Here is a 24239-nt window from a genome sequence, read left to right as displayed (position 1 = left end):
AATCTACTTATGGGATATGAACCGGGAGACCACCCATGACCACTGCCCCCTACCCCGATGGCGCCGGCTACGTCCGGGGTCGCTATGTCCCGATCGCCGAGGCGACGCTGCCGGTGACCGATTGGGGTTTTACGCGCTCCGATGTCGTCTATGACGTCGTGCATGTGTTCAAGGGTGGCTTCTTCCGGCTCCGAGATCACCTCGACCGCTTCGAGCGCTCGATGGAAAAGCGCAGAATCCATCCGCAGGAAGACCGCGCCGCGATCGAGGCGGTCCTGCATCGCTGTGTCGCGCTGACCGGCCTGGCGGATGCCTATGTGGCGATGGTGGCCTCGCGCGGACGGCCGCGGGTGATGGGATCGCGCCGGCCGGCGGATTGCGAAAACCATTTGATTGCGTATGCGCTGCCCTGGATCGACGTCGTGCCGAAAGACGTGCAGGCGCGCGGCGCCCATGTATTCATCGCCTCGACGCCGCGGGTGCCCGACGCCTCGGTCGATCCCACGGTGAAGAACTATCAGTGGAACGACCTGACCTCCGGCCTGATGGAGGCGCACGATGCCGGTTTCGACACCGCCGTGCTGTGCGACGCGCAGGGTTTTCTCACGGAGGGACCGGGCTTCAACGTCTTTATCGTCAGGGACGGAAGGGTGAGCACGCCCGATCGCGGCAGCCTGCGCGGAATCACGCGGCAATCGGTGCTGGACCTGTGCGCCGAACTCGGCATCGAGGCGGCGGTCGAGCCGATCCCGCGGTCGGCGCTCGACCACGCCGACGAGGTCTTTCTCGCGACCACCGCCGGCGGCGTCATGCCGGCGTCGCGCATCGGCGCGCGCATTCTCGGCAACGACCGGCCCGGGCCGATCTCGACGCGGCTCAAGGATATTTATTGGAAGAAGCACGACGAGGGATGGCACCACACGCCGGTCCGGTACCAGCTGGCCGAAGCGGGCGAATGAGCGGCGCGCGTAGCCCGGATGAGCGATAGCGACATCCGGGTTCTTCCTCAGACCCGATCTTGTTCATGGGTTCGCTCCGTGGATTCGAAGATCCGATAATTCCCCATGGAACCCGACCGATGGTCGGTGACACCAGCCACAGACAGGCGCGGGGTCAACGACAGCCCCAATCCGGTCAAAACAGCTGGTTTTGGCCGCGCCTGCCGCCCGGCGGTTCGCTTCAGCAGGTTTTCTTTCCTTGCGCAGGACCCTCGGACCGCCCTAGGTTGTCGGCCTCGATCAAAACAGGGAGTGCGGACGTGGCGACAGGTACTGTGAAGTGGTTCAACGCAACCAAGGGATTCGGGTTTATCCAGCCCGACAGCGGCGGCAAGGATGTGTTCGTGCATATCTCGGCGGTGGAAAAAGCCGGACTGAGCTCCCTGAATGAGGGCGCCAAGGTCAGCTACGAAGAAAAAGAAAACCGCGGCAAGACCTCGGCTGAAAATCTGAGAGTTGGCTAACGAAGATATTTCCCGCCGGTTCACGCCGGCGGGGCTACGTCCCCACTCCTGCGATCCGGGCCGTAAAAACAGCCGCTTGCCCGGCCGGAGATGGTTGAACGCTCATCCTCGCAGCACCTGCACGCGGCGGCATGCTGAATCAGCCGTTAACATAACCGGTCAAATCCGGGCGTCGGCCCACCGGCATTTTCCATTTCTCTACGCTAGCGTTGCTCCCAGAACGTGATGGAAGCAGGCGGCACCCTGTTGGTGCCGCTCTCGACATCGCGACCGGGGAAACGGGGAAGTGGCCGAGATTGCAGAGACATCGGTAGTCCGTCGTGCATCGCCAGGGGATGCCGCACGCACGCGTGCGCCGGCGGCGCCTGCCGGTGCGCTGACACCGCTTGCCGAAATCCTCACCGCCCAATGGCGCGCGCTGTCGGAGCGCGTCGCCGAGCCCAACGGCTATTACCTCCCGGAATGGGAATTGGCGGTCAACGCTTCCGCGCGCGGACGCATCGGTGCTTCTGCATTGAGTGCCTGGAGCGATGCCGCCGAGCTGACCGGGTTGCTGCCGGTTATTTCGATGTGGCGCGCCTACAAGATTCCCCTGCCCGTTTGGGTCAGCGCCGATCCCTATGGCTCGCTGTCCACGCCGCTGCTGGGCCGCGATCATGCCGAACAGGCGGCCGGGCGCCTGCTGGAGAGCGCGCGAAAAGCCGGCGCCCACGCGCTGATGCTGCGCGACATGTCGCTGGACGGCGCCGCGATGAAAGCTTTCACCGAAGTGTTGGCCCGCGACGGTCGCGCGCCGCGCGTGCTGCAATCGCATGTCCGCGCCGCGCTCGATGCCACCCTCGACCCCGATGAGTTGCTGCGCGAGGGGCTGGGACCGAAGAAACTCAAGGAATTGCGCCGGCAGCGCAATCGGCTTGGCGATCATGGCGAGGTGCATTTCGACATTGCGCGCACGCCCGCCGAGGTTACGGCCGCGCTGGAGACCTTCCTCAAGCTGGAAGCCAGCGGCTGGAAAGCCAAGCGCGGCACGGCGCTGGTGCAGCATGCCGGCGATGCCGCCTTTATCCGCCGTGCCACTTGCGCGCTCGCGGCCACCGGCCAATGCGAGATCGTGACGTTGCGCGCCGGCGAAACGCCGGTTGCAGCAGCCATCGTACTGCGGCATCAGGATCGCGCGTTCTATTTCAAGCTCGGCGTCGACGAACGCTTTTCGAAATTTTCACCGGGCGTGCAGCTGACGCTCGACCTGACCCGGCATCTCTGCGCCGATCCTGCGATCCGCTTCGTCGATTCCACCGCCAATGCCGACCACCCCATGATCAATCCGATCTGGCGCGGACGGCTTGCGATCGGCGACGTGCTGTTTCCGCTGCAGCGCGGCGACGTGGTCGCTACGCTGGCGCAAACCGCCTTGACGCTGCGCCAGCTCGCCCGCGAGCCGGCGCGCCGCGCCATCCGCTTCATCAGGGAACGCCAGGAGAAATCCTCATGAATACCCAGACCGCCGTAGCTCCGGTCATTACGGCCGATAACGACGCGCTGCGCCGCGACTTTCCGCTAAAACCGTTCGCGATCCGCCACAAGCTGGCCGGCCATCCGCTTCTGATGCTGCCGCGCATCGCGCAATTGGCTGCTGAGTTGCCGCGCGATTTGATCGAATACAATTCCGGCAAGGTCGCGATCAGCCAGGATCCCGACGCCATTCCCTCGGTTGATCTCGACCCGGTCGAGGTGGTGAAGAGCATCGAGACCGCCGGCGCCTGGATGGTGCTCAAGCGCGTCGAAAATTCACCGGAATATCGACAGCTGCTGGAAGACACCCTGCTATCGGTGGCGCGCGCCCGCGGCTTCAACAGCTTAGACGACGCCGGCTTCGAACAGCTCGAAGGTTTTCTGTTCGTGTCCTCGCCGAATTCGACCACGCCGTTCCATCTCGACAGCGAAGACAATTTCTTCGTGCACATCCACGGCGAAAAGTTCTTCACCATCCTGGACAATACCGACCGCAGCATCGTCTCCGACGACGAGATCGAGCGCTCGATGACCAAGCACCGTAATCTGAAATATGACGAGAGCTTTGCCGCGCGCGGCAAGGAGTTTCATCTGTTCGCGGGCGACGGCTGCTACGTGCCGTATCAATGGCCGCATTGGGTGCGCACCGCTGACTCATTCTCGATTTCGATGGCGATCACCTGGAAGACGCGCGAGGTGCGCCGCCTCAACGATTTGCACTTCTTCAATTCAATGCTGCGCGGTATTGGTATGCCGCAGCAGCCGCCCGGCAAGCAGCCGGTGCGCGACGCGCTCAAGCTCGCCTTCTACCGCACGGTGACCACGGCGATCAAACCGCTCCGCGCCTCGATGGCGATGCGCCGCGTGCTCCGCCGCATCGCGCTGGGGAAGCGTGCGAATTATTATTTGAAGAAGGCGTAACAGCCTGCCTCTTCACCTCTCCCCGTCCTTTACGGGGAGAGGTCGGATCGCCCTTGCGATCCGGGTGAGGGGCGAGGCACACTGCCAATCGCGACACCGCATCAGCGGAGAGAGGCCCCTCACCCCGACCCTCTCCCCGCAAGAGCGGGGCGAGGGAGAAGAAAAGCCTTACCTCACTTCAGCGGTGAGTGCGGCGCCGGCAGCATGATGGTCGAGTGCATCTCTTCCAAAAACCCCGGGCCCTTGCCGAGGAATTCCTGCCAGGCCGGATCCTTCATGGCATTGCCACGCGCTTCCGCGCGCGCGTTGAGATCAGGATAGGCCCAGATGTGGCAGGCCTCGTTGGGCTGCCCCGCTTCGGTCGTCCACAGACCCACGATCTTTGAGTATTTTTCACGCGCCGGTAGCACCGCCGTGAATGCATCAAGCCATTGCTTGAGGCCGCCGGCCGGCTTGCCGCGATAGTTGCGCAGTTCGTAGACATTGCCTGAGGATGCCGGAGCCACCGGCGGCTTCACCGCGTTCATCAGGCGGACGTCCTGACGGACCAGCAGCGGACGGATCAGCGGAATATACTCACTGGTCCAGCGCGGGTTCTTGGCGAGCTCGGCACGAAGGCGTCCGCGCTCCTCGAAACTGTTGTAGCTCCACATATGCAGGACCTGGTTGAGCGGCCCGATCTCGGTCATCCAGTAGCCTTCAAGCTTGCCGTAGTCGTTCTTGCGGATGTCCGCCGACACGGTGCTCGCCGCCTTCACCATGTCGCCGAGCGTGCCGGGCTTTACGGTGTAGGTCCTCAACTCATAGATCATGGCGTTTTCCTGTGGTTTCTTGGTTCTGTGGAAGTATCAGGGCATGAAAGGCGCGCGGTGACAACTGTGGGGGGCGTAGCTCTCAGTTGTCATGGCCGGGCTTGACGAACTCAGCTACTCCGCCGCCTGCGCGTTGATCTCGCCGGACACCTGACGGATGGCGCGGGCGAGTTGGTCGGCGGGCTGGGCGCCCGAGATCGCGTATTTCTGCGCCAGCACGAAGGTCGGCACGCCGGAGATACCCTTCTCGGACGCTTCCTGCGCCTGGCCCGAGATCAGCGCGACATCCTCGTCGGTGGCGAGGCGCTTGCGCACGTCATCGGCATCGAGGCCGATATCGGCGGCGGCCTGCACCAGCACGTCGACGTCGGTAAGATCGCCGCCATCGCGAAAGTACAATTCCATCAGGCGCTGCTTCATCTCGCCGGATTTGCCCTGCGCTTCCGCCCAGTGGATCAGGCGATGGCAATCGGTGGTGTTGGGCTGGCGCTTCACCAGTTCAGGCCGGTAGGTCAGGCCCTCTTCGCCCGCGGCCGTGACGACGCGGCCGGCAATACCCTTATAGGCCTCGACCGAGCCGAACTTGGCGGTGAGATATTCGTCGCGGCTGATGCCCTCGCGCGGCACCCAGGAATTGAGGAAGAACGGCCGCCAGCGCACTTCGACCGGCACATCCGGCACCAGCGCCAGCGCGTTCTCGATCCGGCGCTTGCCGATATAGCACCAGGGGCAGACCACGTCGGAGACGATGTCGATCTTCAGCGGCTTTATGGTGCTCATGGGCGCGTCCTCGGGCTTCAAATGATGGCGGGAAAGTAAGCCGATTGAGGCCCGGGACAAGGGCCCGGGCCGCATGCCGCCATTACATAACCTCCGCGGTTATTGTGGCCGCGGGCGGGTCTTCGTAGAAATCGGGCAAGGATTTAACCGCGGAGCCCGATATGACCGCCATTTTCAAGCCGGAAGGCCCCCTCTTTCGCGCCACCGAACACGCCGGCGGGCCGTGGTCGCCCGATATGCTGCAGGGCAGCGCGACCACCGCGCTGATGACGCGCGAGATCGAGCGGCTGACCAATGCATCCGGATTCGCCGTGCGCCGCCTCACCTTCGATTTGTGGCGGCCGGCGGGCTTGCGCGCCTTCGGCCTGGAGACCGAGATGTTGCGCGACGGCCGCAAGGCCAAGACCATCCAGGTGCGGCTGACGGACGGCGAGAGCGAAATCGGCCGCTGCACGGCGCTCTTGACGGCGCAGGGCAGCGAGTCGCCGGCCGATCCTTTCCTCCAAAAATTCGGCCAGCGATGCACCGCCGGAGCAAGGCACACCGCCGCCGGCGTTTGCGCAGAAATGGAGCCGCTATTTCCAGAACGTGTCCGTGCGCCTCATTGAAGGCGCGCTGGAGAAGCCGGGACCCGCGGCAGCATGGATGAGGCTCGACGTACCCATGGTCGAAGGCGAGACCAACACCCCGCTGCTGCAGGCGGTGCAGGCCGCGGACTTTGCCTCAGGCGTCGGGCAGATCGTCGACATGCGCGAATGGACGTTCATCAATCCAGAGATTAGCCTGTATTTCTTCCGCCCGCCCGAGGGCGAATGGATCCTGATCCGCTCGCGCACCCGCGCCGGCGCCAATGGCGCGGGGCTGACCATGGCGACGCTCAGCGACCGCAAAGGCGCGTTCGCCGAAGTGCTGCAGGCGATGACCTTCGAGCGACGGGAAGCGCAGGCGCAGGCGTCTTGAGGGATAGTTGATAATGAAAATAGATTGGCGGAGCCACCGCACTTTCCCCGTCATCCTGAGGTGCGAGCCTCTTCGGCGAGCCTCGAAGGACGACGGCCCGACTGTGGCCGATTCATCCTTCGAGGCGCGCAAGAGCGCGCACCTCAGGATGACGGGGCACGCTGGATTAACCCGCATCACACCCTAAGGCGCCAGATACTGCAGCAGCCTTGGATCGTCGCGGACTTGCTGCGCCGATCCTGATAGCGCGACCCGACCGCGGTCGAGCACGAAGGCGCGGTCCGCGACGCGAAGCGCGAGATCGAGATGCTGCTCGACGATGACGATGGCGATATCTTTGGCGAGCAGGATCAGGCGCTCGGTGATTTCCTCGATCACGCCGATCCAGACGCCTTCGGTCGGCTCGTCCAGCAACAACACCCGCGGGTTGGACAACAGCGCGCGCCCGATCGCCAGCATCTTGCGTTCGCCGCCGGACAATGTGCCGGCGACCTGATCCATCCGCTGGCCGAGTTTTGGGAAAATCTCCAGCACGCGGTTGACGGCCTGGCTGTCGCGGTTGGTCAATGCGCCGACGGCAAGATTGTCGCGCACCGAAAGCCTGCCGAACACCGAGTGCTCCTGCGGGACGTAGCCGACGCCGAGGCGAATGCGCTGCTCGGTCGGCAGCGCGCCGACGCTGCGGCCATCGAGGCTGACGGCGCCGCCGAGCAACGGCAACTCGCCGACGATCGCCTTCATCAGCGTGGTCTTGCCGGCGCCGTTGCGGCCGAGAATGGCGACGCCGCCGCGCCACGGCACGGCCATGCTGACGCCGAACAGCACCTGGCTGCGGCCATAGCCGGCGTCGACGCTCTGGATATTGAGGTATCTGTCCTGGTCAGGCACGGCGAAGATAGACCTCCTGAACCCGGGCGCTCGACTGGATATGCGCAACCGATCCGCAATCGAGCACGCTGCCCTGATCGAGCACGGTCAAGCGGTCGCAGATGTCCCTGATAAAATCGAGGTCGTGCTCGACGATGACGAGGGAGCATTTCTTCTTGATCGGCTGCAAGAGCTCGCCGGTAACGCGGCGTTCCTCGAGGCTCATGCCGCCGGTCGGCTCGTCGAGCAGCAGCAGCTTCGGCTCGGGCGCCAGCGCCATCGCGATCTCGAGCCATTGCTGCTGGCCATGCGACAGCGCGGACGCCGGTTCCGCCGCGCGATCGACCAGACGGAACTGCTCGAGCATGGCCATGGCGCGATCGTGCAGCACGCCGCGGGTACGCGAAAACACCAGGCTGGGAAGCGAGCACTGCGCCTGCAGCGCCAGCAGGATGTTGTCATACAGCGTCAATGCCGGCAGCACGCTGGTGATCTGGAACTTCAAACTCATGCCGGCGCGCGCCCGCTCCGCCGGCGACGCCTGCGAGATGTCGCGGCCGCCGAACGTCACCGTGCCCGAAGTCGGGATCTCCGCGCCGGCGACGCATTTCATCAGCGTGCTCTTGCCCGAACCATTGGGTCCGATCAGGCCGTGGAATTCGTTTTCGGCCACCGTGAGATCGGCGCCGTTCAGCGCCGTCAGCTTGCCGAAAATCTTGATCAGGCCGCGCGCTTCAAGAAGAGCCACGATCGCCCTCCTCCGGCAGCCGGCCGAAATTGCCGACACGCTCGCGCTCACTCAGGATCAGGCTGATGAGGCCCGCGGGGCGAAACAGGATGACCAGCAGCAGCAAGACGCCGAGGATGATCGGCCAGATATCCTGATAGGAGTTCGACAGCCAGAAACTGACCGCCTCGATCGCGACCGTGCCGATCACCGCGCCGATCAGCGTACCGGAGCCACCGAAAAGCACGTAGAGCACCACCTGCGTCGAGATCACCACGCCCAGCATGTTGGGCCAGACGAACCCTTCGTGGAACGCATACAGACTGCCCGCGAGGCCCGCGACGGCGCCGGCAAAGGAAAAGATGATCGCCTTGAGGCGCTGCACCTGGTAGCCGAAGAAGGCGATCCGCTGCTCGTTCTCGCGCAGACCGGCGAGCGCCAGACCGAATTGCGATCGCACCAGAAAACGGCACAGCAAATAGACCGCCAGGAGAATACCGAGCGTCAGGTAGTAATAGACCGGTCCTTCGGTGATGTCGTAGCTGCCGAGGCTCATCGGCGGGATCGAGGGAATGCCGTTCTGGCCGCCGAGATAATACCAGCCCCGCGCCACGCGGTCGGCCGCGTAGGAGCCGGTCAGCGTGCCCAATGAAACAAAGATCACGCTGGATGGATGACGTCCGAGCAGCAGAAACCCGCCGAGCAGCAGCGCAAAGGCAAAACCGATCAAAAGCCCGGCCGGCAGCACGAGCAGGATAGATGTCACGCCGAGATCCCGCGCGATCAGCGCCACGCCATACCCGGCGGTGCCGAAGAACACGGCCTGCCCGAAGCTCATGATGCCGGCGTAGCCCCACACCAGATCGAACGAGAGCGCAAACAGGCACAGGATCAGGACCCGCGTGGCGTAGATCGTCAGATAGTCCTTGAGGACGAATGGCAGCAGCACGGCGATCGCCAGCACCACGATTTCAATGATCGGCAGCACTTGCCATCGGCGCTGGCGGCCGACCCGAAGGGGAAGCGGCAGCGACGTCGTCGGTGTCGTTTCTGTCATCAAAAGTCCAGCAAACCTGCTCCTGACTTGGCGGCGGCTTGCGGCCGCCGCGCGATGCTCAATGTTAGCTTTGGCATTAGCATTCCTTGGGATCGACGAGGCCGGCGCTACGCGCGACGATCTCATAATTGCCGCCCTTGGCAACCGCCGTGTACATCTTCATCTTGCAATGCCGCTTGCCGGGAACCATTTCGGCGGGTCCGCCGGGACCTTCGGCGATCTTGGCATGGTCCAGTGCCGCCGCGACCCCGTCGCGATCGATCTTGCCGGCCTCCTTGACCGCCGCCTCCCACAATTTGAGGCCACGATAGGTCCCGGTCGCGGCACTGCCCGCGGCGAACAGAAAGGTGCCCGGGAACTGCTTTTCGTAGGTCGCATGAAGCTTGGCGCTGAACGGATCTTCCGGCGTGAGCGCCTTGAAGTAGTCGAGGCAGCTCGCAAGGCCTTCGATCTCGGCCGCCTGGTTGATGTTGAGCGTGTTCTCGTCGTAGTAGACGCAACTCAGCCGGCCGCCGTTCTTGAGGAATCCTGCCTCGTACAGCTGCTTGAAGAACGGCCCGACCCCCGGCGGAATCACGGTGTTGAACACCACGTCGACCTTGTTGGAGATGACCCGGTTCACCGTGGCGCTGAAGTCGATCTGGTCGAGCGGGTAATACTCTTCGAAGACCACCTCGCCGCCATTGGCCTCGATCACCTTGCGGGCATAGACGTTCAGGGTGTGCGGCCAGACATAGTTGGCGCTCGGCAGCGCGAACCGCTTGCCGCCGTTCTTGATCAGCCAGGGAATGAATTCGTCGCACTGCTGCGCCGGCGTCGGGCCGGTGCAGAACAGATAGGGCGTGCATTCCTTGCCCTCATAGAGCTGCGGGTAGATGTAGAGCGTCTTGCCGCGCGCGACGATGACGTCCTTGATGGCGTTGCGCATCGAGCTGGTGATGCCGCCAAGCACCAGATCGACCTTGTCGCGCTGGATCAGTTTGCGGACGTTGCCGACCGCGACCGATTCATTCGACGCGGTGTCCTCGATAAACAGTTCCAGCGGCCGGCCGAGCAAGCCGCCGGAATCGTTGATTTCCTTGACCACCATTTTGGCGACGTTCGCATCCGCGTTGCCGGCGTAACCGATCGGACCGGTCAAATCGGTCGCAATGCCGACCTTGATCGGGGGGCCCGCGGCGTTGGCCCAGTCGGGGCGAATAACCCAGCTGCCGACGCCGGTGGCAATGGCAGTGCTGGCAAAGGCGAAGTTGGAGAGAAACCGCCTGCGGTTGAGTTGGCTGCGATCGCTGGACATGGACTAGACCCCTTTTCCTGAAATCAGGCCTTGCGGCCGAAACTTGATGAAGATGATGGCGAGTACGAACACGAGGACGTCGGCGATCACGGGCGGAATGATCCAGGGCAGTGCCGCGGCGAGCGTGCCGATCACGCCGGCGCCCGCGACGGGTCCCGCGAACGAGCCGACCCCGCCGACCATGACGGCGACAAAACCCTGGATCAGGAAGCGCAGGCCGAGATCGGCGAACAGCGAGAACACCGGCACGATCAGCGCCCCCGCAAGGCCTGCAAGCGCAGCGCCGAACGCAAAGGTGGCGCCATAGATCGCATTGGTCGAAATACCGGAGGCGCGGGCCAGCGCTGGGTTTTCCAGCGACGCCCGGATGCGCAACCCGAAGGCGGTGCGCGCCAGCAGCAGGTAGCTGCCGATCATCACCAGCGCCGTGATCAGGATGATGACCAGCCGCCAGCTCGAAAAGTGCATGGTCCCGATATTGACCGAGCCGCCGAGCGGCTCCGGGACCGACAGATACAGCCCGCCGATCAGGCCGCGGACGATTTCGCGGATGATGAGCCCGAGCGCGTAGGTGCCCAGCATCGCCACGATCGGTGCGGCGTAAAATCGCCGGACGATGCTCCGCTCCAGCACAAATCCCAGTGCACCGACGGCAAACGGTGCGGCGGCCATTCCGACCCAGACCGGCGCGCCGGCGCTGTGCACGATATAGGTGACGTAGGCGCCGAGCAGGACGAACTCGCCCTGCGCGAAGTTGAAAATGCCCATCATGCTGGCGATGATCCCGAGCCCCAGCACGACCAGAACGACGATCGCGCCAAAACTCAGGATCTCGAACAGTGCGACGAACAGATTATCCATTTGGCATCCAGCAGCGTTTGCAGGTTCGGCTGCTTACATTTTCTTCCAGTCTGCCGCCTGCTCGAAGGCGTGCGCCGCGCGATAGATGGTCATTTCATCGAAATGCCGGCCGACCAGCATCAGCCCGACCGGAAGTCCGTCGACCATGCCGCAGGGCATCGACATCGCCGGGTGGTGCGTGATGTCGAACGGCGCGGTGTTGGTGATCATCTCGAAGGCGCGCTGGCACACCTCCTCCCGGGAGGCTCCGGGCGCCGGCAGCGGCGTCGCCTTCATTGGGGTGGTCGGCATCAACAGCAGATCGTAGTTCGCCAGCACCTTGTCATAGGCGGCGGTGATGCGCCGCGAGATGTTGACGGATTTGCCGTAGTAGCGCGGCCCGAAATTATTGTTGATGTAGACGCCAAGCATCAGGAACAGTTTGGTCGTTTCCGACAGCGAGTCCGCCTGCCCGCGCCAGCCGCGATGGAAATCCATCAGCGACGTCGAGTACAGATCGGCACGGCTGAGACCATAGCCGTCGCCGAACATCATGGTCTGGGCGATACCTTCGGCGCCGATCGGCGTCCAGACCGCCGGTGCCACCATGTGCATCGGGATTGAAACCTGTTCGACTGTCGCGCCGAGGCTCGCCAGCCGCTTCGCCGCTTCCATCACGCTCCTGTTGACGTCGGCTTCGGCGCCGGCCTGCTCAAAACCTTCCTTGACGATGGCGATCTTCATGCCCTTGATGCCGGCGCCCAGCGCCTTGGTGTAGTCCTTCACCTCGGGCGACTTGATCCGGGGATCATAGCCGTCGTCACCGGCGATCACTTCGAGCAGCAAGGCATTATCCGCGACGTTGGCGGTCATCGGTCCGGTGTGATCGACGAAGATTTCGATCGGCATGATGCCGGTATAGGGCACGAGGCCCCAGGTCGGCTTCATGCCGTAGGTGCCGCTGAAGGACGACGGCATCCGGATCGATCCGCCCTGGTCGCCGCCGATCGCCATGTCGACTTCGCCGAGCGCGACCACGACCGCGCTGCCGGACGACGATCCGCCGGCGGAATAGCCCATCTTGTGCGGGTTATGCACCGGGCCGGTCGAATTGGTATGGCTGCCGCCGGAGATGCAGAACGATTCGCAATGCACCTTGCCGGCAATCTCCGCGCCGGCATCGAGCATGCGCGTGACGATGGTGGCGTCGAAATCCGGCACATAGCCTTCGAGCGTCGCGGAGCCGTTCATCATGGGCACGCCGGCCAGCATGATGTTGTCCTTCAGCGCCACGACCTTGCCCTTCAGCTTGCCGCTGGCGGCGCCCTTGACGGTTGATTTGCGGTACCAGGCGTTGCGCGTATTTTCTTCCGGCGACGGGCGATAGCCAGGGGTCCGCGGGTACTTCACGATCGGGACTTCGTCGGCCATCGCGCCCACGGCATTGTAGGCATCGACCGAGCCCTGCATTAATCCGCGGAAGGAAGCGACGTCCTCATCGGTCAAGGCCAGACCGCATTGGTCGGCAACTGCGCGCAGTTGATCGGGAGTAGGAAGCGCTACTGTCACGATGGATTCTCCTGTTTCTTTGACGGCTCGCGAAGGAAATTGCGAAGGGCCCCAACCCCATGCTCATCACTAGAAACGGAAATGTTTTCCTTTTCAAGTATTATTTTGCAACACCTCCTTTTGCGAAGCGTGACGCGTTCGAGGTCAGAACTGTTTGATCAGCCTGAAGTCCAACCCGTTGGCGGCTGCAAGATAGATCGGCATCCTGGCGCTGCCGCGGCGAATGCCGACGGTGCCTCGCGCGCCCTGATAGTCCACATTCGCGGCCGCCGAGAGCAGCGGCTTCCTCGCCAACGATCCTGCGCGCGCTGCGACCGTCTCGAGAAACCGCAGGCCTTCGTAGTTCGACTGCGCGATCGAGCCGATCGGCGGCGCGTGGCGACCGAACGAGGTTTCGTATTGGCAGCGGAAAGCGTCGTTCTCGCGCGAGGCCTTGTCGATGAAATAGCCGGATGCGCAGAACAGGTTTTCGGTATTGTCGGCGCCGATCCCGAGCAGCACCGTCTCGTCCATCGCACCGGCCAGACGGAGCATTCGGGTGCCGAGCCCCTGTTCGCCAAAGGTACGGTTGAAGACGACGCTGTCGGCGCCGATCAACGTGATCAGAACGACATCGGGCTTCGCGGCCCGGATCCGCGCGAGCTGGTTGCCGTGATTGTGCTCGCCGATCGGCACGAATTCTTCACCGACGACACGCCCGCCGGCGTCCGCGATGTATTTCTTGATCGCCTTGTGGGACAGCCATGGCCAGACATAGTCGCTGCCGATCAGGTACCAGTTCGTCGCCTGTTTGGTGTTGGCGAGCCACTCGATGGACGGGCGCCATTGCGCCCCCGGCGTCTCGCCGATGGCCATCACGCCCGGCGTTCGCTCGCCGCCCTCATAGACCGGCGTGTACAGGTAGGGAATGTGACCGGCGACGACCTTGCGCAGCGCCACCCTGACCGCGCTGATATGCGAGCCCATGATGAGATCGGCGTCTTCGGCCGCGACAATGTCGGAAGCCGTGCGCGTCACGTCGTCGATATCGCCGCCGGTGTCATGGAACGCGACTTCAAGTTCGCGGCCGAGAATGCCGCCGCGGCGGTTGATCTCGGAAATCCCCAGCAGCGTACTGTTGATGGAGGCCGGCCCCCAGATTCCGGACGGACCGGACAGCCCGACAAAATTGGCAATCCGCAATTTCTTGCGGTCGCGGGGCGCCCGGAACGGGCCAAGCGCCGGCTCCGAGGTGCCCGTCCCCATCCCCGGAAACCCCTTCAACAGCAATTCCGGCGGCATCGGCGGCCCGCCGAACTTTTCTAATTGCGACAGCGAGAGCAATTCGCTCTCCTTTCAGCTTCTTTTAGTCCGGCGCCATCAGACTACCATCGGCAAGGTGATCGGCAACAAAAATCCTAGTGGAAAATATTGAATATTCAACGATTCCCGTGCATAGAGTTCAAGCAAGAGCGCTAAATATTCATCCAAAACTCCATTACGCAGTTCAAAGCCTTGGCCAAATCGCCCAGTAAACCCATCACCGAACATCTCGCCTACCTGCTTGCGCAGGCGAACCGGGAGATCAATCGCCAGCTCGACGCGCGCTTCCGCAAGGAAGGCGTGCCGGTCGAGCAATGGCGCATCCTGAAGGTGTTGTCTGACGGCAAGGGCCACTCGATGGGTGAGCTTGCCGAAGCCGTGCTGCTCAACCATCCGACGCTGACCAAAATGGTCGACCGGATGGTGTCGGACGCCCTCGTCTACCGCGTCCAGGATGCCGACGACCGGCGCAAGGTTCTGATGTTCTCCTCCGACCGCGGCAAGGCGCTGGCCCAGCGCCTGAACTCGCTGGCGCTGAGCCAGGAAGCCTTCATCGCCGAGAATTACGGCAACAAGGCCACGGCGGATCTGAAGCGCCTGCTGGAAAGCCTGATCGAGAAGGCGAACTGAGCTACGCCGCCAACGCGGTGAGCGTTGTTTCCGAATCCGCATCCGCCGGCATGAACATTTCCACGCGCAGTTCCTGCAGCGTGACGTCCTGCGGCGTGCCCAATGTCAGCACCGCGCCGATCAGGCCGATCGAGACGTCGCCCTTGCGCAAGCGCACCTCGCATAGCGGGCTCGGGGTTTCGTGCTCGTCGAACTGCGCGACCGGCAGGTCGGGTAGTTTCAATAATTCGCGCCAGGTCGATTGCAGTGCCAGATCGAGCGGTGCGGCCATCGCCTCGTGGCGGGCGCGAACCAGCAGCGCGGACGCGACCTTCGGCCAGTTTTCGACATAGGGCCGCAATTCGTCGGGTGAGAGAAACATCCGCATGTGATTGAGTGGACGCGCCATGCGCTCTGTCCCGAGCAGCATCGTCATCAGCCGCGTCGCCGCGCCGTTGGCCTGCAGCACGTTCCAGCGCCGGTCGGTGACGATGGCGGGAAACGGTTCGTGCCGGCGCAGCAGCAGGTCGATGGCGCGTTTGGCGTCGGCGACTTCGGGCGCGGACAAATCGCGCTCGCCATATTGCCGCGCAAAGCCGCCGGACTCCAGCAGCGCATTGCGGTCGCGCAGCGACAGGCCGAGTGCGGAGGCCAGTTGCAGCAGGATCTCGCGGCTCGCCACGGCCTTGCCGGTTTCGACGTAGCTCAGATGCTTGATCGAGATGCCGGCCTCGAACGCCAGATCGGCCTGGCTCATGGCGCGGCGGTTGCGCCAGCCGCGCAGGAGATCGCCGACGGGATTGGCGGGCAGCGGTGCATGTTGGCGGGAGTCCATCCGCCGATTATGCGAAGGGCGGACGGCGCTGTAAATCGCAACTTTGTAGGATGGGTGGAGCGCAGCGATACCCATCCATTTCGGTAGTCTAGACTGCTGGTGCTGATGGGTATCGCTTCGCTCCACCCATCCTACGTGAGCGCCGCCGCGATCTCCCGCATCCGCCGTGCGGTCAGATCGTCGGCGGGGAAAAACGTCTCCAGCGCCAGTTCCGAGAGCGTGACGTCGACCGGCGTTCCAAAGATCATCGTGGTCGAGATGAAGCTCAGCACCTCGCCATTGAGCCGAAACTTGAAGGGAATCGCGACATTGTCCGGCGACAGCGGGCCGGAGCGCGCCGGCATCGGAAAGGCCTTCAGCTCGGCATAGAGCTTTAGCAGTTCGGGATCGGCGGTCGCCTCGCATTGGCGGTGCAGCCGTTCCAAGAGGTGACTGCTCCATTCGGCGAGATTGACCGTGCGCGGCGCCAGCCCTTCGGGATGGAAGGCCAGCCGCAGGATATTGAAAGGCTGGCCTAAGAGCCGCGCCGGAATGCCCTCGAGCAGCGGCGCCACCATGCGGTTCGCGGTGACGAGATTCCAGTGCCGGTCATAGGCCAGCGCCGGATTGGGCTCGTGCGCCTTCAGGACGAGGTCGATCGCCGTCCGCGCCGCTTTCAGCGCGGGATCGTCGAGCGAGCGCTGCGGAAAGGCGGGTGCATAGCCGGCCGCCACCAGCAACACGTTGCGTTCGCGCAAGGGCACCTCCAGGCGTTCGGCCAGCTTGAGCACCATCTCGCGTGACGGCGCGGCGCGGCCGGTTTCGACGAAACTCAAATGACGCGCCGAAATCTCGGCATCACCGGCCAGATCAAGCTGGCTGAGATGGCGGCGCTGCCGCCATTCGCGCAGGTGGTCGCCGATATGGACGGGCTGGGGACGTTCGGCTCGCGCCGTGGAAGCATGTGCATTCATGGTGGAAAACCTACCATGCGAATTTCTCAGCTTCCATTACCTCCGACGTAATCGAATTGGGTCGCGGACGGGGTCATCTTCGAAACCACAGGAGATGACCCATGCTGATGCTTCCTCTTTTTCTGCTCATCGTTCGTGCCCTGCACAGACTGGCGGTCTGGGCCCTAGCCCGTTCCCTCAACATGCCGGAACCGCTGGTGCACGACACCGGCGTTTTCGTCGTTGCGCAGGTGCAGACGATCGAAACCCGGATCGGCAAGGCGCTCTGTCCGATGCGGCGCTGGCGTCAGTTCCAGTCCTGGTTCCGCTAAATCCCAACCACCCACCCCGTAAAACCAAAGGAGAGAACTATGATCAACCCGTCCTCATTCCTGAGCCGCGCTCTACTTGCCGACGCCGTCTTCAGCGGCGTCGCGGCGGTGCTCCTCACGCTCGGCGCCGGCGTGCTCGCGCCGTTCCTCAATCTGCCGGAAGCCCTGCTGCGCGAGAGCGGGCTGTTTCTGATCGCCTACACCGCGCTGGTCGGCTGGCTCGGCACGCGGCAATCGGTGCTGAAGGCGCTGGTGCTGCTGGTGATCGTCGGCAACGCCGCGTGGACGCTGGGCAGCATCGCCCTGCTGTTCTCGGGCGCGGTCAGCCCGAACCTGCTCGGCATCCTCTTCGTCGTCGCGCAGGCGATTGCAACCGGTGTATTTGCCGAGCTGCAATATATCGGACTGCGCAAGAGCGAGAGCGCGGTGACCGCCTGAGCTTGCTGTGAATTGAGAGCGCGCCCGATGACAGCTCTTGTCATCGGGCGCGAATTCGCGTGGGCCGCTGGCGCCCTCCCGCTGGATGCATAACCAACAGGGTATGGTAATTGTCGGCCGACCCAAATCCTGTCCGAGGTACGCCAACCACCTTCAGCGCCTCATATTGGCCGCGGCCTGATGCAATTGTTCGGCTGCTCCTCATTCCCCGCTTGACTAACATATATCCAGACGGTTATACGTCTACCCATAGCCAACGGGTTATCGATACCAGATGCCAAACGTTCATGACGTGCTGTTCAGAACCCTTGCCGATCCAACGCGGCGGGCGATCTTCGAGCGGCTGTGCCGCGACGGCGAGCAGACGGTCGGGGCCCTGACGGCGCGCGCCGGCGTCTCGCAGCCGGCGGTCTCAAAGCATCTCGGCCTCCTGAAGCAGGCCGGGCTGGTGCGCGACCGCCATGAAGGACGACAGACGCATTACAGCGCGCAGCTCGGCGCGCTTTCCCCGCTGATCGACTGGACCAGCCAGATGGCCGGCTTCTGGCAGAACCGGTTCGACGACCTCGAAGATCTCCTCAAAAGGATGGACCAATGAACACTGCGACCGAAACGCGCTCCGTCGTCGTCGAACGCGAGATCCCGCATCCGCCGGAAAAAATCTGGCGCGCGCTGACGCAACCGCATCTGATCGAGGAGTGGCTGATGAAGAACGACTTCAAGCCTGTCGTGGGTCACAATTTCAATCTGCGCGGCGAATGGGGCGGCGTGCTGGACTGCGAGGTTCTCGCCGTCGAGCCGAATAAGAAGCTGACCTACACCTGGAATTTCAAGCACGAACAAGCGGCCTACAATCTGTCGAGCGTCGTCGCCTGGACGCTCACGCCGACGCGCACCGGGACCCTGCTGCGCATGGAGCAGTCGGGCTTCCGGCCGGATCAGCCGCAGGCCTATGGCGGCGCCAAGGCGGGCTGGCAGGAGTTCTTTGCAAAGCTGGAGCAGTTGCTGGAACGGGGCGAGTGAAGCCGAAGCTGCGGCTGAGTAAACATTCAGGCACGTAACAAGAGGAGATTCCATTGAACTGGAACGTCTGGATTCGACAGATCCACCGCTGGCTATCCATTGCCTTTACGGTGACCGTCATCATCAACTTCATCGCCGTGGCAATGGGGACGCATGCCGACTGGATCGGCTTCCTGGCGCTGCTGCCGCTGTTCCTGCTGCTGTTCAGCGGTTTGTACTTGTTCGCGCTGCCCTATGCCACCAAGTGGCGTAGCGGTTGACGCACCGGGCTAAGGAGTGGGCATGAAGGCGGGCAAGACGTCCAAGCAGCCGGCGAAGAAGGTCGCAAAGAAAACCGCCACCAGGCGGGTTGCCACGAAGCCGAGCTGCTGTCGGGCGACAATCCGCAGATCGCGAAGGCGGACGGCGACGCTCCGGTGCAGGCCTATATCGCCGCGATGCCGGGCTGGAAGCGCGACCTTGGCAAGCGGCTCGACGCGCTGATCGTGCGGACAGTGCCCAATGTGCGCAAGGCCGTGAAGTGGAACTCGCCCTTCTACGGGATCGAGGGCCAGGGCTGGTTCCTTTCGCTCCACGTCTACACGCGCTACGTCAAAGTGGCGTTCTTCCGCGGCGCATCACTGCGACCGCTGCCGCCCGGCGCCAGCAAGCACAAGGATGTCCGCTACCTCGACATCCATGAAGACGACGAACTCGACGAGGCGCAGTTGACCAAATGGCTGAAGCAGGCCGCCGCGTTGCCCGGCTATCTCGCGCCTTGATATCTTCGCAAACCAAATACGCAGCCGCATGAGGTGAAAACAATATGAAGAAGAGCGCAACGGTGAAGAAGAGCGCAGCGACCAAGGAGACCACCAAGGAAGAATCCCCTTCCCGGCTGATCGACATCAAGATCAAGGATCTGGGTGACTGGAGAGGCAAGACGCTCGCCGGTGTCCGCGCGCTGATCAAACAGGCCGTGCCTGATGTGGTTGAGGAGTTGAAGTGGCGCGGCGTTCCGGTCTGGTCGCACGACGGGATCATCTGCACCGGCGAGACCTACAAGAGCGCCGTGAAGCTGACTTTCGCCAAGGGCGCTTCGCTCAAGGACCCGTCAAAGCTGTTCAACTCCAGCCTCGAAGGCAACACCAGACGCGCGATCGATATCCATGAGGGCGTTGAAATCAATGCGGATGCGTTCAAGACGCTGATACGCGCCGCGGCCGCCCTGAACAGCTCAAAGAAAAAACCCCGCTAGCCGACTAGGCGTCGCTGCGCGACGCCTAACTCAACGCCAGCGCAGCGAACATTCCGGCCAGCGTCAGCACCAGCCCGATGACAAGCATTGGTACAAGGCTGCTGCCGGCATACGGATCAGCCTGATCCTTGCCTTGTATCGCACGCGTCTGGTTGGTCATTGCAGGCCTCCTGTTTCGCTGCGCCGAAATCTTTCGCCGGGTGCGAGCATGACGCCCTGCCCGCTGGCGACGCCAAGTTCAAGGCTTGCCGCGATCCGCTGCGCCCGTTCGACGAAATGATCAGCGGCCACCGGCGGACAGATTTCGTTCGCCGCAGCCTCGAACAGCTCGAGCCAGCGGTCGAAATGTGCGGCGTCGACCGGCAGCGGCATATGCTTGACCATGGGCGTGCCGTGGTAGCGGCCCGACATCAGCGCTACCGACGACCAGAACGCGCACATCTGTTGCAGATGCGGCTCCCAATCCCTAATGCGCGCCTCGAATACCGGCGCCAGCATCGGATCGCTGCGGACTTTTGCATAGAAGCCGCGCACCAGCCGTTCGATCATGGCTTCCGTGATGCCGGTTCTTTCCATGATCTCGGCGGTGATCGCCTGACGCCGTTCTGCCCCTGTCACAACAGGTCTCCTCAAATAGGTATTACAAATACCTATTTAGATTGCTATAGATGATCTGCCAAGTCACATTTCTGAGGGCCTCCCATGCGCCTGACATCGTTCACCGATTTTGCCCTGCGCGCCCTGATGCGGCTGGCGGGCGAGCCGGCGCGCTCGTTCGCCACCAGCGAAATCGCGGCCGAGTTCGGGATCTCGCGCAATCACCTCGCCAAGGTGGTGCGGGATCTCGCCGATGGCGGCTTCATTTCGACCCAACGCGGCGTCGGCGGCGGGTTCAGCCTGGCGCGGCCGGCGCAATCGATCACGCTCGGCGAAGTCGTGCGCGCGCTGGAAGGCGAAGCGCTGGTCGAATGTTTTCGTGAGGATGGCGGTTGTTGCTCGCTGCTGCCGCGCTGCCGGCTGAAGGGAAAACTCGCCGCCGCGCGCGAAGCCTTCATGCGCGAACTCGACGGCACGACGCTGGCGGAATGCGCCTATCCCGCGCGATCCAAAGCGAGCCCGGCGCGAGGTGCCGCATGAAGCCGATCGAATTTGCCGATGGCGAAGTGGAGATCGACGCGTCGATCGTCGCCGAAGGCCTCGGCATCGCGCTGCCGCGGCTCAGGGAAGGCATGCGCGCGGGCACGATCACCAGCGTTTCCGAGCGTGGCGTCGATGCGGATCAGGGCCGGCATCGGCTGACGTTCTTCTCGAAGCACCGGCGCTTTCGCGTCATCGTCGATGCGTCGGGCGCGATCGTTCAGCGCTCGGCGGTAGATTTCGGGGATTCGTCGTTGCCGCAGTCGGCGCGGAAGCCGGGTTAGTTGTTGTCATTCCGGGGCGATGCGAAGCATCGAACCCGGAATCTCGAGATTCCGGGTTCGCTTCGCGCCCCGGAATGACGGGAGAGCTTTACGCCGTCGCCCGATTTTCCTTGACCTGCTGCGGCTTTGCGAGAATGCCGGACTTTGCAGCTGGGGTCTTGCGGGCGTGTCCGTTCAGCGACTTGCCGTTCAAGGACTTGCCATTCAGCTTGGTCCCATTCGCCTTGACGCCGTTCGTCTTCGCCCCAAGCGTCTTGGCGACCAGCTTCTGCCTGTCTTTTTCCCTGGCCTTTGCTTTGGCCTTGCGCGCCCGGGCGGCTTTCGCCTTTTGCTTCTCGGCTTCCTTCAAAGCCTTCCGCTCCGCCTTGGCCTTGAGGCGAAGCTTCTCCGCCCTCGCCTCGGCGCGCTTCTTCTTGCGCTTCTTTTCGCAGGCCGCGCATTTGCAGCCGATCGGCTTCAGATAGGCTTTGAAATAGTCGGTGCCGTAATCGTAATTGATCTCGTCGCCCGGCTCGATGTTCTTGATGGCGCGGATGATGACCTTGCGCTTGCGCGGCTTGACGTCGGATTCCGCGTTCGGCTTGCAGGCATGGTTGATGTAGCGGGCGACGTTGGCGCGCACCGAACCGTCGATGGTCCAGCGGTTGGTCAGCTCGAACAGATATTTGTTCTCGATCGCGTCGTCTTTTTTCTTCTTCGAATCCAATAGTGGCCCAAAATAACGAACGATCTTGGCGCCCTTCTTGATCGGTTTGGTGGCGAAGAGGCCAAGCCCGGTGCGGGAGCGGCCGACGCGATAGGGTTTGTTCGCAGATACGGTAGCCATGACGATTGAATTACTGACACACTGGTGAGTGAAGGGAATGGCGAAGCTGCCCTTCTAGGACGATTCCGCGCCGATGTCAGGTATTTCGGTTGGCTTCCTTGAACCTTCCCCAGATTGCGCACGTCAGACTGTCATTGTTCCCCCAAAGGCCGGGGTGGCCCAAGGGACCTCAAGGGACGCCAAGGGATGAAACACCTCCGCAATCTGCATTTGACGGCATTGGCCGGTGCGGCATGCGCCATGCTTGGCCCGTTTTCACCGGCAAATGCCCAGACATTCAGCAGCCTCTATACCTCCACGGCGCCGAAGGATTGCCGCATGATCGGCAAGCCGAGCGAGCTCGACGGCAGCACGACGCGGGTCTGCCCCGGCACGGCGGGCCTGGTGGTGCTGATCAGCGAAGGCGACTTACGCGAAACCGTCTCGGTCGGCCGCAACCGCGCCGCGGCGGCCAAGGAGCCGGCCGCGCAAGGCTGGTTCGGCCCGTTCAACTCGACCACCAACACCGTCGAATGGCGGGCGGTGGACGGCAAGCCGTTCGCGATCATCCAGCGCTGGCACATCGCCGACAACAGCGATCCGGACAAGGAAGGCCGCCCCACCGCCAAGCCGATGCTGGCGGTGACCAGGCTGCCGCCCGGCGCCGTCTGCCACGTCGCCTATATCGACGCGCAGGCCAACCCAAATCCCAACGAGCTTGCCCGCAAGGCCGCAGATGAGCTCGCGCGCAGCTTCACCTGCGGCAAGGACGAAGTGAAGGTGATCGGCCAGACCGGCCGCGCCGTCAGCATGGCGAAGCGCTAGCGGATGACGTCTGGCGCCCGGCGCCGTTCTGACACGCGACCCCCACCCGCCTTCTCTCCATGGACGCGCCAGGGTTGCGGCGCCAAGTCGCGTGTGCAGGCGCTGTAAGACTACCGCAGGACCTCAAAAGCCGTTATGGTTCCCGACCAAAAGGGGGACGTGGATTTGCGGAAACGGGCATCCAACCCGGTTTGCCCTCAAAAAACACCCCTTCAATCGATTACGACACAGTCTGATTAGATCACCGTATGTGGTTTCCGATCATCGCCTGGATAGTGCTGTTCAGCGCTTGCGCGTTTTTTGCAGGCGCGACATTGGGACTCGATCCAGCCCAGATATCGGTTCAGCTTGCAGCGCTGCCAGGTCCCCAGCGGTTCGCGCTCGGCGCCATCATGCTGACCACTCTAGCGCTGATCGGCTCATCCGTCTGGCAGGCTTACGGCCTGGCGCGCCAGAACAAATTACTGCGGGACCGCCTCCGGGGCCTGCGACAAGGGGTTGTGGCCGCGCATGATGCGCAGGCTGGTTTCGACTCGTCGGTCCAGTCTCTCGCCAAGAGCGACCCCGAAGAAGCCATCGTATCGCTTCAGACGACGCTCGCGGACACGGAAAAGCGGGTAGCCGAACAGCAGAGCCGGTACGATTCCGTCGATCTTCATGAGCGGCTTGAAAGAGATCCGGCGCCGCCAGCAGGCCCTTCGCGAGACGGTCGGCGTCGTGTCGGAGAAGCGGCGCGTTGCCGAGCCCGTATTCAGCGAATTGAAGGACCGGCTGCGTCAGCTCGAGCGGTGGCTCACCGAGCTCGAGACCGACGACAACAAGAAAAATCTCGGCGATCGCGTCAACGAACTGGACCAAAGCGTATCCGCGATTCACAACCGTCACGGCGTGCTGCAGCAGTCGCTGGCGACGCTCAACCGCTTCAAGGAAGAGCTGGCCAAGACCCACGCCGAGCTGGTGCCCGTCCGCACGCCGGAAACCGGGATCAACGCCCTCATTACCGAGCTGCGCTCATCCGGCGACCAGCTGACCAGGATGCTGGATGAACTCGAATCCAGCGGGGATGAAAAGCTCAGCCTGCGGGTTGAGAACCTCACGAAGAACAAGCGCGAGATCGAGCAGCGGGTCGCGCAGGTTGATGATTGCTTCCATATTCTGGACGCTATTCGCCTCGACCTGGAAGAGCTCAGGGAACGTCGGACGCATCTGGAGCGCTCGCTTGCGGCGATTGAGACGGATTCCAGCGGCGCCAGCCTGCTCGACCGCCAGAACGCGCTGAACGAATTCATCGTCGACTGCCGATTGCGTCTCCGGAACCTGCAGGATTTTTCGGCGACGCTGGGCCAGTTCAAGGAGGAACTGGCGACGTCGCAGGCCGGACTGGCGCCCCTGCAAGGGCCGGTCTACGGCATCGAGGCGTTGATCGCTGAAGTGAATATCGGTCACGCGATCCTGAGCAAGACGCTTGGCGAGATCGAGCTAAAGGGCGATGAAGGCCTCGCCTCGCGCGTGGATGCGATCGCCACCAACAAGACCGAGCTCGACGCGAGAATTTCCAGGATCTTTGAAGATTTTCAGAAGCTGGATTCAATGCGCAAGAACATCGGCGAGATGTTCACCAGCATCAGGGGCACCCTCAATCGAATAGGCTGACCCGCTGGATTGCTACGACGATG

The 24239-nt window shown here is 63.1% G+C and carries 32 protein-coding genes and 1 pseudogene; 18 read left to right on the top strand and 15 right to left on the bottom strand.

Translation table 11 applies throughout. The features are described from left to right. The first annotated feature begins 35 nt into the window (after nt 1–35). The 4 genes from JQ575_RS20800 to JQ575_RS20785 all read left to right on the top strand — a co-directional run bounded on the left by JQ575_RS20800 (nt 36) and on the right by JQ575_RS20785 (nt 3895). Nucleotides 36–959 (top strand): aminotransferase class IV, encoded by a 924-nt coding sequence (locus tag JQ575_RS20800; protein ID WP_212035057.1) that lies wholly within the window; start codon nt 36–38, stop codon nt 957–959. Between the two features lie 299 nt (nt 960–1258). Further along, on the top strand, nt 1259–1462 hold the full coding sequence (locus JQ575_RS20795) for a cold-shock protein (protein ID WP_192734282.1): 204 nt from the start codon (nt 1259–1261) through the stop codon (nt 1460–1462). Nucleotides 1463–1748: 286 nt separating this feature from the next. Further along, nucleotides 1749–2954: a GNAT family N-acetyltransferase gene (locus tag JQ575_RS20790; protein WP_212035056.1), complete on the top strand. Its 1206-nt coding sequence runs from the start codon at nt 1749–1751 to the stop codon at nt 2952–2954. Further along, nucleotides 2951–3895, top strand: coding sequence for a cupin-like domain-containing protein (locus JQ575_RS20785; RefSeq protein ID WP_212035055.1), 945 nt, complete (start codon nt 2951–2953; stop codon nt 3893–3895). The genes JQ575_RS20790 and JQ575_RS20785 overlap by 4 nt, the downstream gene beginning before the upstream one ends. A 173-nt stretch (nt 3896–4068) precedes the next feature. On the opposite strand, the gene JQ575_RS20780 is transcribed toward JQ575_RS20785, so the two are convergent. Further along, nucleotides 4069–4707, bottom strand: coding sequence for an NIPSNAP family protein (locus JQ575_RS20780; protein ID WP_249166784.1), 639 nt, complete (start codon nt 4705–4707; stop codon nt 4069–4071). A 114-nt stretch (nt 4708–4821) separates the two neighbouring features. Continuing rightward, nucleotides 4822–5487, bottom strand: a complete 666-nt coding sequence (locus tag JQ575_RS20775; RefSeq protein ID WP_212035054.1) for a DsbA family protein — start codon at nt 5485–5487, stop codon at nt 4822–4824. A 161-nt stretch (nt 5488–5648) separates the two neighbouring features. Here JQ575_RS20775 and JQ575_RS45760 point away from each other — a divergent pair, with 161 nt between their 5' ends. Both JQ575_RS45760 and JQ575_RS45755 read left to right on the top strand, forming a co-directional pair. Then, nucleotides 5649–6095, top strand: coding sequence for an acyl-CoA thioesterase domain-containing protein (locus tag JQ575_RS45760; RefSeq protein ID WP_312015980.1), 447 nt, complete (start codon nt 5649–5651; stop codon nt 6093–6095). Further along, on the top strand, nt 6076–6447 hold the full coding sequence (locus JQ575_RS45755; RefSeq protein ID WP_409364807.1) for a hypothetical protein: 372 nt from the start codon (nt 6076–6078) through the stop codon (nt 6445–6447). Before JQ575_RS45760 ends, JQ575_RS45755 begins: the two co-directional genes overlap by 20 nt. A gap of 183 nt (nt 6448–6630) precedes the next feature. Here the strand turns inward: JQ575_RS45755 and JQ575_RS20765 are convergent, their stop codons facing one another. The 7 genes from JQ575_RS20765 to JQ575_RS20735 all read right to left on the bottom strand — a co-directional run bounded on the left by JQ575_RS20765 (nt 6631) and on the right by JQ575_RS20735 (nt 14085). Beyond that, a complete protein-coding gene (locus JQ575_RS20765) occupies nt 6631–7254 on the bottom strand; it encodes an ABC transporter ATP-binding protein (RefSeq protein ID WP_249166792.1) in 624 nt (207 codons plus the stop codon). Nucleotides 7255–7327: 73 nt separating this feature from the next. Beyond that, nucleotides 7328–8062, bottom strand: a complete 735-nt coding sequence (locus tag JQ575_RS20760) for an ABC transporter ATP-binding protein (protein ID WP_212035052.1) — start codon at nt 8060–8062, stop codon at nt 7328–7330. Then, a complete protein-coding gene (locus JQ575_RS20755) occupies nt 8049–9098 on the bottom strand; it encodes a branched-chain amino acid ABC transporter permease (protein ID WP_212035051.1) in 1050 nt (349 codons plus the stop codon). The genes JQ575_RS20760 and JQ575_RS20755 overlap by 14 nt, the downstream gene beginning before the upstream one ends. A 76-nt stretch (nt 9099–9174) precedes the next feature. Then, a complete protein-coding gene (locus JQ575_RS20750) occupies nt 9175–10395 on the bottom strand; it encodes a substrate-binding protein (protein WP_212035050.1) in 1221 nt (406 codons plus the stop codon). A gap of 3 nt (nt 10396–10398) precedes the next feature. Beyond that, nucleotides 10399–11256, bottom strand: a complete 858-nt coding sequence (locus tag JQ575_RS20745) for a branched-chain amino acid ABC transporter permease (RefSeq protein WP_212035049.1) — start codon at nt 11254–11256, stop codon at nt 10399–10401. Between the two features lie 33 nt (nt 11257–11289). After that, the gene (locus JQ575_RS20740; protein ID WP_212035048.1) at nt 11290–12804 is read right to left on the bottom strand and encodes an amidase; all 1515 of its coding nucleotides are present in this window, start codon (nt 12802–12804) and stop codon (nt 11290–11292) included. 144 nt (nt 12805–12948) lie between these two features. Continuing rightward, nucleotides 12949–14085 carry a substrate-binding domain-containing protein gene (locus JQ575_RS20735; RefSeq protein WP_212035122.1) on the bottom strand — a complete coding sequence of 379 codons (1137 nt, stop codon included), beginning with the start codon at nt 14083–14085 and terminating at the stop codon, nt 12949–12951. A 213-nt stretch (nt 14086–14298) separates the two neighbouring features. Here JQ575_RS20735 and JQ575_RS20730 point away from each other — a divergent pair, with 213 nt between their 5' ends. Continuing rightward, nucleotides 14299–14736 (top strand): MarR family winged helix-turn-helix transcriptional regulator, encoded by a 438-nt coding sequence (locus JQ575_RS20730; RefSeq protein ID WP_212035047.1) that lies wholly within the window; start codon nt 14299–14301, stop codon nt 14734–14736. A gap of 1 nt (nt 14737) precedes the next feature. Here the strand turns inward: JQ575_RS20730 and JQ575_RS20725 are convergent, their stop codons facing one another. Both JQ575_RS20725 and JQ575_RS20720 read right to left on the bottom strand, forming a co-directional pair. Then, nucleotides 14738–15550 carry a helix-turn-helix domain-containing protein gene (locus JQ575_RS20725; protein WP_212035046.1) on the bottom strand — a complete coding sequence of 271 codons (813 nt, stop codon included), beginning with the start codon at nt 15548–15550 and terminating at the stop codon, nt 14738–14740. A 131-nt stretch (nt 15551–15681) separates the two neighbouring features. Continuing rightward, on the bottom strand, nt 15682–16503 hold the full coding sequence (locus JQ575_RS20720) for a helix-turn-helix domain-containing protein (protein ID WP_212035045.1): 822 nt from the start codon (nt 16501–16503) through the stop codon (nt 15682–15684). Nucleotides 16504–16604: 101 nt separating this feature from the next. On the opposite strand from JQ575_RS20720, the gene JQ575_RS20715 reads away from it, so the two are divergent. The 7 genes and pseudogenes from JQ575_RS20715 to JQ575_RS20685 all read left to right on the top strand — a co-directional run bounded on the left by JQ575_RS20715 (nt 16605) and on the right by JQ575_RS20685 (nt 19512). Continuing rightward, on the top strand, nt 16605–16814 hold the full coding sequence (locus JQ575_RS20715; protein WP_312015979.1) for a hypothetical protein: 210 nt from the start codon (nt 16605–16607) through the stop codon (nt 16812–16814). A 39-nt stretch (nt 16815–16853) separates the two neighbouring features. Continuing rightward, nucleotides 16854–17252 (top strand): hypothetical protein, encoded by a 399-nt coding sequence (locus JQ575_RS20710; protein ID WP_212035044.1) that lies wholly within the window; start codon nt 16854–16856, stop codon nt 17250–17252. Nucleotides 17253–17526: 274 nt separating this feature from the next. Further along, nucleotides 17527–17850 (top strand): helix-turn-helix transcriptional regulator, encoded by a 324-nt coding sequence (locus JQ575_RS20705; RefSeq protein WP_212035043.1) that lies wholly within the window; start codon nt 17527–17529, stop codon nt 17848–17850. Then, nucleotides 17847–18275: an SRPBCC domain-containing protein gene (locus JQ575_RS20700; RefSeq protein WP_212035042.1), complete on the top strand. Its 429-nt coding sequence runs from the start codon at nt 17847–17849 to the stop codon at nt 18273–18275. The genes JQ575_RS20705 and JQ575_RS20700 overlap by 4 nt, the downstream gene beginning before the upstream one ends. Before the next feature lie 53 nt (nt 18276–18328). Further along, nucleotides 18329–18535, top strand: coding sequence for a hypothetical protein (locus tag JQ575_RS20695; protein WP_212035041.1), 207 nt, complete (start codon nt 18329–18331; stop codon nt 18533–18535). Between the two features lie 22 nt (nt 18536–18557). Beyond that, nucleotides 18558–19036: pseudogene (locus tag JQ575_RS20690) on the top strand (DUF1801 domain-containing protein). A gap of 44 nt (nt 19037–19080) precedes the next feature. Then, nucleotides 19081–19512: a DUF1801 domain-containing protein gene (locus tag JQ575_RS20685; protein ID WP_212035040.1), complete on the top strand. Its 432-nt coding sequence runs from the start codon at nt 19081–19083 to the stop codon at nt 19510–19512. Nucleotides 19513–19537: 25 nt separating this feature from the next. On the opposite strand, the gene JQ575_RS45750 is transcribed toward JQ575_RS20685, so the two are convergent. Both JQ575_RS45750 and JQ575_RS20680 read right to left on the bottom strand, forming a co-directional pair. Continuing rightward, nucleotides 19538–19672: a hypothetical protein gene (locus JQ575_RS45750; protein WP_283842632.1), complete on the bottom strand. Its 135-nt coding sequence runs from the start codon at nt 19670–19672 to the stop codon at nt 19538–19540. Next, nucleotides 19669–20130, bottom strand: a complete 462-nt coding sequence (locus JQ575_RS20680; protein ID WP_312015978.1) for a group III truncated hemoglobin — start codon at nt 20128–20130, stop codon at nt 19669–19671. The genes JQ575_RS45750 and JQ575_RS20680 overlap by 4 nt, the downstream gene beginning before the upstream one ends. A gap of 84 nt (nt 20131–20214) precedes the next feature. Here JQ575_RS20680 and JQ575_RS20675 point away from each other — a divergent pair, with 84 nt between their 5' ends. Both JQ575_RS20675 and JQ575_RS20670 read left to right on the top strand, forming a co-directional pair. Next, nucleotides 20215–20649 carry an Rrf2 family transcriptional regulator gene (locus tag JQ575_RS20675; protein WP_212035039.1) on the top strand — a complete coding sequence of 145 codons (435 nt, stop codon included), beginning with the start codon at nt 20215–20217 and terminating at the stop codon, nt 20647–20649. Beyond that, a complete protein-coding gene (locus tag JQ575_RS20670) occupies nt 20646–20933 on the top strand; it encodes a DUF6522 family protein (RefSeq protein ID WP_212035038.1) in 288 nt (95 codons plus the stop codon). Before JQ575_RS20675 ends, JQ575_RS20670 begins: the two co-directional genes overlap by 4 nt. An 88-nt stretch (nt 20934–21021) precedes the next feature. On the opposite strand, the gene JQ575_RS20665 is transcribed toward JQ575_RS20670, so the two are convergent. Beyond that, nucleotides 21022–21759: an SET domain-containing protein gene (locus JQ575_RS20665; protein ID WP_212035037.1), complete on the bottom strand. Its 738-nt coding sequence runs from the start codon at nt 21757–21759 to the stop codon at nt 21022–21024. Between the two features lie 240 nt (nt 21760–21999). Between JQ575_RS20665 and JQ575_RS20660 the strand changes: the two genes are divergently transcribed. After that, entirely contained in the window at nt 22000–22563 is a 564-nt protein-coding gene (locus JQ575_RS20660) for a hypothetical protein (protein ID WP_212035118.1), read from the top strand. A 461-nt stretch (nt 22564–23024) separates the two neighbouring features. Here JQ575_RS20660 and JQ575_RS44735 read toward each other — a convergent pair whose 3' ends face one another. Beyond that, nucleotides 23025–23222, bottom strand: coding sequence for a hypothetical protein (locus tag JQ575_RS44735; RefSeq protein WP_249166782.1), 198 nt, complete (start codon nt 23220–23222; stop codon nt 23025–23027). Here JQ575_RS44735 and JQ575_RS20655 point away from each other — a divergent pair. Continuing rightward, complete coding sequence (locus JQ575_RS20655; RefSeq protein ID WP_249166781.1) at nt 23221–24216, top strand: hypothetical protein; 996 nt, start codon at nt 23221–23223, stop codon at nt 24214–24216. The genes JQ575_RS44735 and JQ575_RS20655 overlap by 2 nt on opposite strands. Nucleotides 24217–24239 lie beyond the last annotated feature (23 nt).

It is taken from the genome of Bradyrhizobium sp. JYMT SZCCT0428 (assembly GCF_018131075.1).
In the GTDB taxonomy this organism is placed as follows: domain Bacteria; phylum Pseudomonadota; class Alphaproteobacteria; order Rhizobiales; family Xanthobacteraceae; genus Bradyrhizobium.
Note: the sequence above shows the minus strand (reverse complement) of the source record. Positions and strands in the feature narration are given on the sequence as shown.